11 protein-coding genes and 1 pseudogene are annotated in these 13,527 nt (G+C 73.0%); 11 read left to right on the plus strand and 1 reads right to left on the minus strand.

The window, feature by feature from the left end; translation table 11 throughout:
• Nucleotides 1–155: 155 nt before the first annotated feature.
• The 11 genes and pseudogenes from rpsA (at nucleotide 156) to EPD83_RS04180 (ending at nucleotide 11,649) form a co-directional block, all read left to right on the plus strand.
• Complete coding sequence (gene rpsA / locus EPD83_RS04130) at nucleotides 156–1,640, plus strand: 30S ribosomal protein S1 (protein ID WP_165566246.1); 1,485 nt, start codon at nucleotides 156–158, stop codon at nucleotides 1,638–1,640.
• 146 nt (nucleotides 1,641–1,786) lie between these two features.
• Entirely contained in the window at nucleotides 1,787–2,254 is a 468-nt protein-coding gene (locus tag EPD83_RS04135) for a hypothetical protein (RefSeq protein WP_128367356.1), read from the plus strand.
• 266 nt (nucleotides 2,255–2,520) lie between these two features.
• Nucleotides 2,521–3,486 (plus strand): carbohydrate ABC transporter permease, encoded by a 966-nt coding sequence (locus EPD83_RS04140; protein ID WP_235950334.1) that lies wholly within the window; start codon nucleotides 2,521–2,523, stop codon nucleotides 3,484–3,486.
• Between the two features lie 2 nt (nucleotides 3,487–3,488).
• Nucleotides 3,489–4,412, plus strand: a complete 924-nt coding sequence (locus tag EPD83_RS04145) for a carbohydrate ABC transporter permease (protein WP_235950335.1) — start codon at nucleotides 3,489–3,491, stop codon at nucleotides 4,410–4,412.
• Nucleotides 4,413–4,471: 59 nt separating this feature from the next.
• Nucleotides 4,472–5,776 (plus strand): ABC transporter substrate-binding protein, encoded by a 1,305-nt coding sequence (locus EPD83_RS04150; RefSeq protein ID WP_128367358.1) that lies wholly within the window; start codon nucleotides 4,472–4,474, stop codon nucleotides 5,774–5,776.
• 9 nt (nucleotides 5,777–5,785) lie between these two features.
• On the plus strand, nucleotides 5,786–6,886 hold the full coding sequence (locus tag EPD83_RS04155; protein ID WP_128368576.1) for an ABC transporter ATP-binding protein: 1,101 nt from the start codon (nucleotides 5,786–5,788) through the stop codon (nucleotides 6,884–6,886).
• A 100-nt stretch (nucleotides 6,887–6,986) separates the two neighbouring features.
• Nucleotides 6,987–7,754, plus strand: a complete 768-nt coding sequence (locus tag EPD83_RS04160; protein ID WP_128368663.1) for a DUF4184 family protein — start codon at nucleotides 6,987–6,989, stop codon at nucleotides 7,752–7,754.
• 38 nt (nucleotides 7,755–7,792) lie between these two features.
• Nucleotides 7,793–8,266, plus strand: a complete 474-nt coding sequence (locus tag EPD83_RS04165) for a PPOX class F420-dependent oxidoreductase (protein WP_165566247.1) — start codon at nucleotides 7,793–7,795, stop codon at nucleotides 8,264–8,266.
• 165 nt (nucleotides 8,267–8,431) lie between these two features.
• A pseudogene (locus EPD83_RS04170) lies at nucleotides 8,432–9,424 on the plus strand (serine hydrolase domain-containing protein); the annotation flags it as partial.
• Between the two features lie 9 nt (nucleotides 9,425–9,433).
• On the plus strand, nucleotides 9,434–10,609 hold the full coding sequence (coaE, locus tag EPD83_RS04175; RefSeq protein WP_128365886.1) for a dephospho-CoA kinase: 1,176 nt from the start codon (nucleotides 9,434–9,436) through the stop codon (nucleotides 10,607–10,609).
• A complete protein-coding gene (locus tag EPD83_RS04180; protein WP_128365885.1) occupies nucleotides 10,606–11,649 on the plus strand; it encodes a LacI family DNA-binding transcriptional regulator in 1,044 nt (347 codons plus the stop codon). The genes coaE and EPD83_RS04180 overlap by 4 nt, the downstream gene beginning before the upstream one ends.
• An 18-nt stretch (nucleotides 11,650–11,667) precedes the next feature.
• On the opposite strand, the gene EPD83_RS04185 is transcribed toward EPD83_RS04180, so the two are convergent.
• Nucleotides 11,668–13,518, minus strand: a complete 1,851-nt coding sequence (locus EPD83_RS04185) for a glycoside hydrolase family 2 protein (protein WP_205859404.1) — start codon at nucleotides 13,516–13,518, stop codon at nucleotides 11,668–11,670.
• Between the last annotated feature and the right edge of the window lie 9 nt (nucleotides 13,519–13,527).

Raw genomic sequence — 13,527 nt, forward strand, 5'->3', positions numbered from 1 at the left:
GGGTGACCCCGAAATGTCCACCGGGGTCCGGAGGGCGGTTTTGCCGGAAACACGCGGGCGCGAGTAGGCTGCGGGCGTGCCCGTGTGCCGTCTGTGACGGCCGGGTGCGCCCGACACGTCCACTCGATCCCTGTCCACACCGGAGTTCCTACTACATGACTGCCAGCACGGTCGACACGACCGCCCCTCAGATCGCCATCAACGACATCGGCTCTGAGGAAGACCTCCTCGCCGCGATCGACGCGACGATCAAGCACTTCAGCGACGGCGACATCGTCGAAGGTCGCATCGTCAAGGTCGACCGGGACGAGGTCCTGCTCGACATCGGCTACAAGACCGAGGGCGTCATCCCCTCGCGCGAGCTGTCCATCAAGCACGACGTCGACCCCAGCGAGGTCGTCGCCGTCGGTGACGAGGTCGAGGCCCTGGTCCTCCAGAAGGAGGACAAGGAGGGTCGGCTGATCCTGAGCAAGAAGCGCGCGCAGTACGAGCGGGCGTGGGGCACGATCGAGAAGATCAAGGAGGAGGACGGCGTCGTCACCGGCACCGTCATCGAGGTCGTCAAGGGCGGCCTCATCCTCGACATCGGCCTGCGGGGCTTCCTCCCGGCCTCGCTCGTCGAGATGCGCCGGGTCCGCGACCTCCAGCCGTACGTCGGCCGCGAGATCGAGGCGAAGATCATCGAGCTCGACAAGAACCGCAACAACGTCGTCCTCTCGCGCCGCGCCTGGCTGGAGCAGACCCAGTCCGAGGTCCGCACGACCTTCCTCAAGGAGCTCGGCAAGGGCCAGGTCCGTACGGGTGTCGTGTCCTCCATCGTCAACTTCGGCGCGTTCGTCGACCTCGGCGGGGTCGACGGTCTCGTCCACGTCTCGGAGCTGTCCTGGAAGCACATCGACCACCCGTCCGAGGTCGTCGAGGTCGGCGACGAGGTCACGGTCGAGGTCCTGGACGTCGACATGGACCGCGAGCGCGTCTCCCTGTCGCTCAAGGCCACGCAGGAGGACCCCTGGCAGCACTTCGCCCGGACCCACGCGATCGGCCAGGTCGTCCCGGGCAAGGTCACCAAGCTCGTCCCGTTCGGTGCGTTCGTGCGCGTCGACGACGGCATCGAGGGCCTCGTCCACATCTCCGAGCTCGCCGAGCGCCACGTCGAGCTGCCCGAGCAGGTCGTCCAGGTCGGCCAGGAGATCTTCGTCAAGGTCATCGACATCGACCTCGAGCGTCGCCGCATCTCGCTGAGCCTCAAGCAGGCCAACGAGGACGGCGCCAACCAGGTCGAGTTCGACCCGACCCTCTACGGCATGGCCGCCGAGTACGACGAGCAGGGGAACTACAAGTACCCCGAGGGCTTCGACCCGGAGACCAACGAGTGGCTCGATGGCTTCGAGACGCAGCGGGAGGCCTGGGAGAAGCAGTACGCCGAGGCGCACTCGCGCTGGGAGGCCCACCGCGCCCAGGTCGAGGCGGCCGTCAAGGCCGACGCCGAGGCCGCCGGCGAGGCCGCCACGACGTCCTACTCCTCGGACTCGACCGACGACTCCACGCCGGCCGTCCGGCCGGCGGCGCCGAGCAACGAGGGCACCCTCGCCTCGGACGAGGCGCTCGCCGCGCTGCGGGAGAAGCTCACCGGCAACTGACGACCACCGCGTCGCCGCGACGACGGGCCCGGGACCTTCGGTGGTCCCGGGCCCGTCGTCGTGTCCGGGGGCAGGGCTCGGTGTCGGGACGGTCACGGTCCGTCCGGGACCGCCCGCCTCGGGCGGGGGCGCCCTACCGTTCCGGCATGGGACCGGGACCGGCGGCTGCGGCGGCGCTTTTTGTACTCACCGCGTGCGGTGACGGCGCGGTGCAGTGCGGGCCCTGCCCCGCCCCGGAGCAGGTGCACCAGCGGGTGACCGTCGACCTCGCCCGGGTGGCCGTCGACGGCTCGCGCTACGAGGTGTGCGCCGGGGACGTCGGCTGCTGGACGGTGACCCTGCTCGTGGGCCCCTCGGGCGACCTCGGCTGCACGCCGGGCCCGTCCGGCGCGGGGGCGACGTGCACCGCGCAGCGGCAGGGCGACGAGCCGGACGGCGCGGTCGTCCTCGCCGTCGGCGTGCCCGGCCCCGCGGAGCCCCTCGAGGACGCGACGGTGACCGCCCGCGGCCTGGACGCCGACGGCCGCTCGGCGTCGTCGTCGGTCGACTACGAGAAGGCCTCCGGCCCCTGCTCTTGCGGCGACGACGCGTCCGCCGAGCTCACCCTCCGCTGACCCCTCCCGCCCCCGGCGGACATTTCGGGGTGACCCCGAAATGTCCTCGGGACCCCGGTTCGCAAGCCGTGTCTCGGTGACATTTCGGGGTCACCCCGAAATGTCCACGGGGGTGGGGCGGGGGTGGGGGTCGTGGAGGGGGTGCCCCGGCGGCGTGCGGCGGACGTCCAGCCGCCGGTCGGGGGTCGTCCAGTGCTCACCGACACGACGAAAGTCGTTCACCGACAAACCCACCGATGCGTCATCCGCGGGGCCACGTTGTCCCGGTGCAGTCGACGACGACCCCGGACACCGCCGCTGCCGGGGGCGCCCGCACCGGCCCACCGGCGCCGGTCGGACCCGCACCCCGGCGCTCCAGCGGACGGGCCTGGGAGTGGAGCCTCGCGGCGCTGCTGCTGGCCCCGAACCTCGTCCTCCTCGTCGTCTTCACCTACCGGCCGCTCGTCGACAACATCCGGCTGAGCTTCACGGACTGGAACATCTCGGCCCCGATCGCCAACCCCATCGGTGTCGCCAACTACGTCGAGTGGTTCACCCGGCCCGACACCCGCACGGTGCTCTTCAACACTCTCGTCTTCACCGTCGCCACGGTCGGCATCTCGATGGCCCTCGGCCTGGCCCTGGCGCTGCTGCTGGACCAGCGCCTGCGCGGCCGGAACCTCGTCCGCTCGGTGGTCTTCGCGCCGTTCGTCATCTCCGGGGCCGCCGTCGGTGTCGCGTTCCAGTTCGTCTTCGACCCCAGCTTCGGCCTCGTCCGCGACCTCCTGGCCCGCGTCGGGCTCAGCTCGCCGGACTTCTACCAGCGGCCCGGCTGGGCGCTGTTCATGGTGACCTTCACCTACATCTGGCGCACCCTCGGCTACAGCTTCGTCATCTACCTCGCCGCCCTCCAGGCCCGGCGGGCCGACCTCGACGAGGCCGCCGAGATCGACGGCGCCTCGCCGTGGACGCACTTCCGCCGGGTGCTGCTGCCCCAGCTGCGGCCCACGACGTTCTTCCTGTCCATCACCGTGCTGCTGTCCTCGGTGCAGGTGTTCGACATCATCAACGTCATGACCCGCGGCGGGCCCGTGGGCAACGGGACGATGACGCTCGTCTACCAGGTGTACCGCGAGACCTTCGTCAACCAGCGCGCCGGCTACGGCGCCACGGTCGCGACGGCGATGTTCCTCATCCTCCTCACGGTCACCATCGTCCAGGTCCGCGTCATGGACCGGGGGCAGCAGTCGTGAGCGTGCAGCCCGCCCCCGTCGCCGGGACCGACGAGGCGCCCGAGCCCCGCGGCCGGCTGCGCCGCCGCCCCCGCCTGGCGCACGGCGCCGAGGCGGCCGACCACCGCAGCCCGGCGATGACCGTGGCCGGCTACGTCGGCATGGTCCTCGTCGTCCTCCTCATCGCGGTGCCGCTGTTCTGGATCCTCATCACCTCGCTCAAGGAGCGCCAGGACATCTACGTCCGGCCGGCGCAGTGGATGCCGGACCCCGGGACGACCGCGAACTACCACGACGTGACGACGCGCATCCCGTTCCTGGACTACATGCGCAACTCGCTCATCGTCACCATCGTGTTGTCGGCCTCGAAGATCGTCCTCGGGGTCATCAGCGCCTACGCCCTGGCCCTGCTGCGCTTCCCGGGCCGCAGCATCGTCTTCCTCGTCGTCATCGCGGCGCTCATGGTGCCGAACCAGATCACCGTCATCAGCAACTACGCGCTCGTCGCGCAGCTCGGCTGGCGCAACACCTTCCAGGGGATCATCGTCCCGCTCGCGGGCGTCGCCTTCGGCACCTTCCTCATGCGCAACCAGTTCCTCAGCCTGCCGACCGAGATCATCGAGGCCGCACGGCTCGACGGTGCGGGCCCGCTCAAGCTGCTGTGGCGCGTCGTCATGCCGATGTCGTGGCCGACCCTCGTGGCGTTCTCGCTCATCACGGTCGTCAACGAGTGGAACGAGTACCTGTGGCCGTTCCTCATGTCCGACGACGAACGGACCGCCACCCTCCCGGTCGGCCTCACCCTGCTCCAGAACAACGACGGCGTCACCAACTGGGGCCCGGTCATGTCCGGCACCGTCCTCGCGATGCTGCCGGTCCTCGTCCTCTTCCTCGTCCTCCAGCGCCAGATGATCAAGGGCCTCACGGCGGGGGCCGTGAAGAGCTGACCACCAACCACCCACCACGCAGCGGGCCGCCTCGGCCCGACGACACGGAAGGCTTCCTCATGAACCACCTCACCCGCCGCGGCTTCCTCGGGCTGGCCGGCTCCACCGGCGTCGCCGCCGGGCTCTCGGCCTGCGCCGGCACCGGCACCAGCGGCACCGGCGACAGCGGGGGCGGTGGCGGCAACAGCAACACCATCGAGTTCTGGAGCAACCACCCCGGGACGAGCAAGCCGACCGAGCAGAAGATCATCGCGGCGTTCCAGAAGGAGAACCCCGACCTCACCGTCAAGCTCGTCGACGCCGGCAAGAACTACGAGGAGGTCGCGCAGAAGTTCAACGCGGCCCTCGTCGGCGGTCAGCAGCCCGACGTCGTCGTCGTCTCCGACGTCACGTGGTTCAACTTCGCCCTCAACAAGCAGCTGACCCCGCTGGACGACCTGCTGTCGGCGGCGTCGGTCGACACCAGCGACTACGTCGACGCGCTCTACGGGGACTACCTGTACTCCGACGGCCACTACGCCCTGCCGTACTCCCGCTCGACGCCGCTCTTCTACTACAACAAGGAGCTGTGGAAGAAGGCCGGTCTGCCCGACCGCGGCCCGAAGACCTGGCCCGAGTTCCAGGAGTGGTCCGACGCCCTCAAGTCCTCGGTGGGCAAGGGCAAGTTCGCCATGGAGCTCGCCGACGGCTCGAACTACCTCGACTGGTACTTCCAGAACATGGCGTGGGACTTCGGCGGCGCCTACAGCGAGGAGTGGACCCCGACCTTCTCCAGCGCGGGGACGGTCAAGGCCGGCCAGTTCCTCCAGGGGCTCGCGGACAACGGCGTCGTGAAGTTCAACGCGACCCCGGAGGCGGACTTCTCCGCGGGGCTCGCGGCCTGCATCCTGCAGTCGACCGGCTCGCTCGGCGGCATCAGCACCGACGCGAAGTTCGATGTCGGCACCGCCTTCCTCCCCGGCACCGACAACTGCCCGACCGGTGGCGCCGGCGTCGCGGTCCCGGCGAACATCTCCGACGAGCGCAAGGCCAACGCGGCCAAGTTCATCTCCTTCCTCACCAACGCCGAGAACACGGTGACGTTCTCGCAGGCCACGGGCTACATGCCGGTGCGCAAGTCCGCCGTCGACGAGCCGGCCGAGAAGTCCTACCTGGAGAAGAACCCCAACGCCAAGACCGCCATCGACCAGCTGCCGCACACCCGCAGCCAGGACAACGCGCGCGTCTTCCTCCCCGGCGGCGGCGCCCGCATCGGCAAGGCCCTGGACCAGATCGCCCAGGGCCAGGACGTCGCCCAGGTCTTCAAGGGCCTGGACGCCGAGAGCCAGCAGGTGTTCGACAACCAGATCAAGTCCAAGCTCTGAGGCCGCCGGATGGCAACGGTCTACTTCGACGCGGCCACGCGCCGCTACTCCGGCAAGGACGTCCCGCCGGCGGTCGACGCGATCACCCTCGACATCGAGGACGGTGAGTTCCTCGTCCTCGTCGGGCCCTCCGGGTGCGGCAAGTCGACGACGCTGCGGATGCTCGCCGGCCTCGAGCCGGTGGACGACGGGCGGATCCTCGTCGACGGCCACGACCAGAAGGGCGTCCGGCCGCGGGACCGGGACATCGCGATGGTCTTCCAGAGCTACGCGCTGTACCCGAATATGACCGCGGCGCAGAACATGGCGTTCGCGCTGGACAACTCCAAGGTGCCGAAGTCGCAGACCAAGGAGCGGGTGGCCGAGGCCGCGAAGATCCTCGAGCTCGAGGACCTCCTGGACCGCAAGCCCGGCCAGATGTCCGGCGGACAGCGGCAGCGGGTGGCCATGGGGCGGGCCATCGTCCGTCAGCCCAAGGTGTTCTGCATGGACGAGCCGCTGTCCAACCTCGACGCCAAGCTGCGGGTCTCGACCCGCAGCCAGATCGCCGGGCTCCAGCGACGGCTCGGCATCACGACGGTCTACGTCACCCACGACCAGGTCGAGGCCATGACGATGGGCCACCGCGTCGCGGTGCTCAAGGACGGCCGCCTGCAGCAGGTCGCCGCGCCGGAGGAGCTCTACGACCGTCCGGTCAACACCTTCGTCGCCGCGTTCATCGGGTCGCCGGCCATCACCCTCGTGGAGTCCGGGGTGCACGACGGCCGAGCCGAGGTCCACGGGCTGCCCGTGCCGCTGCACCGCGAGGTCGCCGGCGTCGCGGGCGAGCGGGTCGTCGTCGGCTTCCGGCCGGAGTCCTGGCGGATCGTCCCGGACAGCGACACCGAGGCGCTGCAGCTGCGGGTCGAGCTCGTCGAGGCGCTGGGGTCGGAGTCGTTCGTCTACGCCCGGCGCGGCGACGGCGACGAGGACGGCCCGGACGCCGAGCGCGTGACGATCAAGACCGAGAAGCGCGCCGGGGTCGAGGTCGGCGACGTCGTGCGGGTCCGCCCCGTCGAGGACGAGGTGCACGTGTTCGACGCGGCGAGCGGGGAGCGGCTCGGGTCCTGACGGCCGCCACCCCGGCCCCGACGTGAGGTCCTCGTGCGGGGGGTGTGGAGGTCCTCCGGAGGTCGCCGGGACCCGGCCGGTCGGCGCGTAGCGTGGTCCCGTGCCCTTCACCCCGGCCCACGTCGCGGCCGTCCTCCCCGCGCTCGGCGACCGCCGGCCGGCCTGGGCCGTGCCCGCCGCGCTCGTCGTCGGGTCGATGGTCCCGGACGTCCTGTACTTCGTGCCCTTCGGTGACCACCGCGCGCTCTCGCACTCGCTGCGCGGGGTGCTCACCTTGGACCTCGCGCTCGGGCTGGCCTTCGTCGCCCTGTGGTGGGTCGTGGCCGCACCGGTGCTCCACGACCTCTCGCCGCGCGCCGTGCGCTCCCGCACGCCCGTGCCGCATCGGCCGGGCGGGCGCGTCTGGCTGTGGGCGGTCCCGGGCGTCGTCCTCGGCTCGCTGACCCACCTGGCCTGGGACGGGTTCACCCACGCCGACGGCTGGGCCGTCGCCCGCTGGTCGGTGCTGGGCACCACGATGGGCGGCCTCCCGCTGTGGCACCTCGCGCAGTACGTCAGCGGTCTGGCCGGGGTCGCCCTCGTGCTCGTCCGGGCCGGGCGGCGCCTGGCCCGCGCGCCGGTGGTCGAGCACGCCACCCCCGTCGCCACCCCGGCCCAGCGCCGGGCGGCCTGGGCGGTGCTGCTCGCGGCACCCGTGCTCGGCGGCCCGGCCCTCGCGCTGGACGCCCTCGGCGCCGGGCTCCACCCCGAGCTGCTGCTCTACCTCGTCGTCGTGCGCGGCGTGTCCGCCTTCGGGCTCGCGTCCGTCCTCGTCGCGGCGGCGTGGTTCCTGCGGCGCGCCACGGTCGCGGAGCCCCGGCCGACCTGACGGGCCGCGCCCGCCGCCCGGCGTGCCAGGCTGGGGGCATGGCACGCAGCATCGCGACGAACGACGAGGTCGACCTCGACGGGCTCCTGGAGTTCGTCCGGCCCCGGCACCGGATGGTCCTCATGACGACGCGCGGCTCCGACGGCCGCCCGCAGGCCTCGCCGGTGACCGGTGGGGTCGACGACGCGGGGCGGATCGTCGTGACGAGCTACCCGGAGCGGGCCAAGGTCCGCAACGCGCGCCGGGACAGCCGCGCCAGCGTGCTCGTCCTGTCCGACGACTTCGGCGACGCCTGGGTGCAGGTCGACGGCGACGTCGAGGTCGTCGACGCCGCCGACGACGTCGAGCCGTTCGTCGAGTACTTCCGCAACATCGCGGGCGAGCACTCGGACTGGGACGAGTACCGGCAGGCGATGGTCGACCAGGGCAAGTCCCTGCTGCGGATCACCCCGACCCGCTGGTCCCCGGTGGCCACCGGCGGCTTCCCGCAGCGCCTGGCGGACCAGGACTGAGCCCGGTACCCGCTCGCGGGACCGCACGACGATGACGGCCTCCGACCTCGCCCTGCCCCGCCTCGACGCGCTGGTCTCCGACGGCACCCTGCCCGGCTACTCGGTGGCGCAGCGCCGGGGCGACACGGTGTCGCTGGCCGCACGGAGCCCGACGGCGCGGGCCACCCCGTCACCGAGGAGACGACGTACCGTCTGCCGTCGCTGTCCAAGCCGGTCGCGGCGCTGCTCGCGGCCGGGCTGGTGCACGAGGGTCTGCTCGACCCCGACGCCGACGTGCTCCGGTGGGTACCCGAGCTCGACGGGGTGCGCGTGCTGCGCAGGCCGGACGGCCCCCTGGACGACACGGAGCCGCTCGCGGTGCCGATGACCACGCGCCACCTGCTGACCACGACGAGCGGGCTCGGGATCCGCACGACGCCCACCCCGCTGAGCCGGGCGATGGCCGACGCCGGGGTTCATCCCGGCCTGGTGGGGCCGCGGCTGTCGCGCGAAGAGCTGCTCGCGCGGCTGGCGGGTCTGCCGCTGGCGTTCCAGCCCGGCGCGGCCTGGGCGTACCACACGTCCACGGACGTCCTCGGGACCGTGCTGGAGCGGGCGAGCGGCGTCGAGCTGCCCGAGCTGGTCGCCGCCCGCGTCACCGGCCCGCTGGGCACCCCGTCGGTCTCCTTCGACGCCCCGCCACCGGACCGGCTCGCCCCGGCGTTCTGGGTGGACGACGAGGACGCCTGGTACCCGGTGGACCCGCGCGACCCGGACCCGTCGGTCCTGCCGACCCTCGCGAGCGGCCTCTGGGGCCGGGCCGACGAGACGCTGGCGGTGTTCGACGAGCTGGCGCGGCCGCGCACCCCGCCCCCATCCGCCATCGAGCAGATCCGCGTACCGGCCCTCACCGACGCCCAGCGGACGTCCGCGCCGGACTTCCTGCCGCCCGGGTACTCCTACGGCTGGCAGGTGTCGGTGGCGCTGGAGGACGACCCCCGGGGCCCGCGCCGTGGGGCCGTGGGCTGGATGGGCGGAACCGGTACCTGGGCCCTGGTCGACCCCGCCGCGGACCGCAGCGCCGTGCTGCTCACCAATCGTGGCCTCGACGGCCCGCACGGGGCGCCGGCGGTCGACGCGTTCCTCGCCGACGTCCGGGAGGCGGAGCCCGAGCGCTAGGGTCGCCCTATGCTGCGTGTCGGTCTCACGGGGGGCATCGGGTCGGGCAAGTCCACCGCTGCTGCGGTCCTGCGCACCCTCGGCGCGCACGTCGTCGACGCCGACGCCGTCGCCCGCGAGGTCGTCCGGCCCGGCACCCCGGGCCTGCGGGCCGTCGTCGAGCGTTTCGGCGACGAGGTCCTGGCTCCGGACGGCTCCCTGGACCGGGCGGGGCTGGGCCGGCGGGTGTTCGCCGACCGCGCCGCCCTGCGCGACCTGGAGGCCGTCACCCACCCGCTCATCGAGGCCCGGACCGCCGAGCTGGTCGCGGCCGTCCCGGACGACGGCGTCGTCGTGCACGACATGCCGCTGCTGGTCGAGAAGGGCATGACGGGGGAGTACCACCTCGTCGTCGTCGTCGACGCCTCGGCGGACACCCGGGTGGCCCGCCTCGTCGAGCACCGGGGGATGATGCACGACGACGCGCGCGCCCGCGTCGCCGCCCAGGCCGACGACGCCGCCCGGCGCGCCGCGGCCGACGTCGTGCTCGACAACGAGGGCGCGCCACAGGCGCTGGAGACCGCCGTCCGGGGGGTGTGGCACGAGCGGGTCGAGCCGTTCCGGACCAACCTGCGCTCGGGCGTGCGCAGCCGGCTCACGGCGGCGGTGCTCAGCCCGCCCGACCCCGGCTGGCCGGACGCCGCCGCCCGTCTGCTCGCCCGGGTCCGGCACGCCGTCGGTGACGCGGCCGCGAGCCTGGACCACGTCGGGTCCACGGCCGTGCCGGGCCTGCCGGCCGAGGACGTCGTGGACCTCCAGGTCGGCGTCCGCCGGCTCGCCGACGCCGACGACGCCGCCTTCGTCGCCGGCCTGGCCGCGGCGGGCTTCCCGCGGGTCCAGGGGGTCGAGAACGACCGGAGCACGGACGGGACGGTCTGGCCGAAGCGGTTCCACGGCAGCTGCGACCCGGGCCGGGTCGCCCACGTGCACGTCCGGGAGGTCGGCTCGCCCGGGTGGCAGGACGCCCTCACGTTCCGTGACTGGCTGCGCTCGGACCGGTCGGCGCGGGAGGAGTACGCCGCGGCCAAGCAGGCGTCGGCGGCCCGGTCCGCGATCAGCGAGGAGTACGCGCAGGCCAAGGAGTCCTGGTTCGACGACGCCTGGCCGCGGGCCCGGGCCTGGGCGGCCGCCGGGGAGAGGTCGTGAGCCTCCCCGGCTCCGGTCGAGCCCGTCTGGTCGACGTGGCGCGGCTCGCCGGGGTCTCGCCGAAGACCGTCTCGAACGTGGTGAACGGGACGGCCAACGTCTCCGAGGGCCTGCGGACCCGGGTCGAGGACGCCATCGCCCGGCTGCAGTACGTCCCGAACACCAGCGGGCGCACCCTGCGCACCGGCCGGACCCGAGTGCTGGCGCTGGCCGTCCCGGACCTGTCCATCCCCTACTTCGCCGAGCTCACCCGCGAGGTCGCCGCCGCGGCGGAGGAGTACGGCTACACGATCCTCGTGGACCAGACCGACGGCGACCTGGACCGCGAGCGGCAGGTCGCGGGCGGCCTGCGGCCCCAGGCCATGGACGGCCTGATCTTCAGCCCCCTCGGGATGACGACCGGGGAGATCGCGATCGCCGCCGGGTCGACGCCGATGGTCCTGCTGGGCGAGCGCGACCACCCGGCCGGGGCCGACCACGTCGTCGTCGACAACGTCGCCGCCGGGCAGGCCGCGACCGAGCACCTGCTCGCGCAAGGCCGCCGGCGGGTGGCCCTGGTCGGTGCCCCGCGCGACCGGCGGTCGGGCACCGGGATGCTGCGTGTCCAGGGCTACCGCCGGGCCCTCGAGGCGGCGCGGCTGCCGGTCCGCGAGGAGCTGGTCGTGACGACCCACCGGTACGTGCCGGAGCACGGCATCGCCGCCCTGGAGCAGCTCGCGGCGCTTCCCGAGCCACCGGACGCCGTGTTCTGCTGCAGCGACCTGCTGGCCATCGGCCTCATGCACGCCGCCCGGCGGCACGGCCTGCGGGTGCCCGAGGACCTCGCGGTCGTCGGTTTCGACGACATCCGGGACGGCCGCTACTCCTCGCCGACCCTCACGACGATCGCGCCCGACAAGTCCGCGATCGCCCGGTCCGCCGTCGACCTCCTCGTGCGGCGGCTGCGCGGCGAGGCCGGCAGCGACGGCGTCGAGGTCGTCGTCAGCCACCGGCTCGTCGTGCGGGAGAGCAGCGGGGGCGCCCCGCCCGGGCGGGCGTAGCCGAGCGCGGCGGCGCGGTCAGTCCTCGTCGGTGGACGCCGCCCTGCGCGCCGAGCGGCGGTTGGCGTCGATCTCCTCGGAAGGCACGGCCGCGGCGGGCCGCTGCACCATCGCGCGGATGCGCTCCAGCGGGATCTTCGGCTCGCGGGCCTCGGTGACCAGGCCGTTGCGCTCCTGCTCGGTGTCGGTGAGCTGCGTGTAGCAGAAGCCGCCGAGCTCGGGGTTGTCCAGCACGGCCCCGATCAGCCCGTCCAGCCGCTCCTCGAACTCCTCCGGACCCTCGACGGTGGCGTAGCCGAACCAGTTCTGACCCGAACCGGGCACGTAGCTGAGGCCGCCGAACTCGGTGAGCACGATCGGCTGCCCGCGGCGCACCGGGTCGCCGAGCAGCACCCGGCGGCGTCCGGGCCGGCGGTCGCGCAGCATCCGGTCCAGGTCGGCCGGCGGCGCGTAACGGTCGGTGAGCCGGTCTCCGCTGGAGGCGTAGTCGTGCACGCCCCAGATGTCGCTCTCGGTGTGCTCCCACCCGTCGTTCGAGATGACCGGGCGGGTCGGGTCGAGCGCCTTGGTGAGGTGGTACAGGGCGGTCGCGTAGTGCTGCTGCTGCTCGCGCACCGCGATCTGTGCCACGCCCCACGACTCGTTGAGCGGCACCCAGGTGACGACGCACGGGTGGCTGCGGTCGCGGCGCACGATCTCGGTCCACTCGGCCACGACCCGCTCGACCGCGGTGGTCGAGAACGTGTAGGCGCTCGGCATCTCGCCCCACACGAGCAGACCGATCTTGTCGCACCAGTACAGGAAGCGGGGGTCCTCCGCCTTCTGGTGGATGCGCACCCCGTTCAGGCCCATCTCCTTCGCCAGCTCCACCTCGCGGCGCAGGGCGTCCGGGCTGGGCGCGGTCAGGTGCGACTCGGGCCAGTAGCCCTGGTGCAGCGCCAGCCGCAGGAACAGGGGCAGCCCGTTCAGCAGGAACCGGCCGTCGGCGAAGCCGACGCTGCGCAGCCCGACGTAGGAGTCGACGTGGTCCAGCGCGTCCCCACCGCGGCCCAGCACCTCGACGTCGGCGTCGAGCAGCGTGGGGCGGTCCGGGCTCCAGGTCAGGTGGCCGCTGTCCTGGGCGTGCGCCGTGGCGGCCAGGGTCAGCGTCACCCGGGTCTCCGGGCCGCGGATGGCCACCGTGGACTCGGCCAGCACCTCGCCGTCCAGGGCGATGACGATCCGGACGCTCGCGGCGGCGTGCGGCGCCGTGACCCGCACCAGCGCCTCGACCGTCCCGTCGGCGACGTCGGTGGTCCAGTCCAGGCGCTCGACGTGGCAGTCGTCGACCTCCTCGAGCCACACCGGCTGCCAGATACCGGTCGTGCGGTGGTACCAGATGGCGTGCGGCTCCGGGCGCCAGTCCTGCTTGCCGCGCGGCTGGGCCGGGTCGTCGACCGGGTCCTCGGCCCGCACGACGACCCGCTGCGGCCCGTCGTCGGTGAGGGCGTCGGTGAGGTCGCACGCGAACGGGGTGTGACCGCCCTCGTGGCTGCCGACGGACACCCCGTTGACCCAGACCCGCGCCCGGTAGTCGACGGCCCCCAGGTGCAGGACCGTGCGGCGACCGGCGGCCGGGCGGGCGAGGTCCAGGTCTCGGCAGTACCAGACGACGGGCACCGTGGTGGCCTCGTGGATGCCGGACAGCTTGGACTCGGGCGGGAACGGGACGGTGATGTCCCGGTCGTACGGGCCCTCCCCGCACGTCCAGCCCGAGCGCACGCCGATGTCGTCGGGGTCGGTGGCGAACCGCCACGGTCCGCACAGGTCGGTCCAGGCGGGACGCGCCAGCTGCGGGCGCGGGTGCAGGGTGGTCGTGTCGTCGTCCACGGGGGAAGC

It is taken from the genome of Phycicoccus flavus, assembly GCF_004025965.2.
GTDB lineage: Bacteria > Actinomycetota > Actinomycetes > Actinomycetales > Dermatophilaceae > Phycicoccus > Phycicoccus flavus.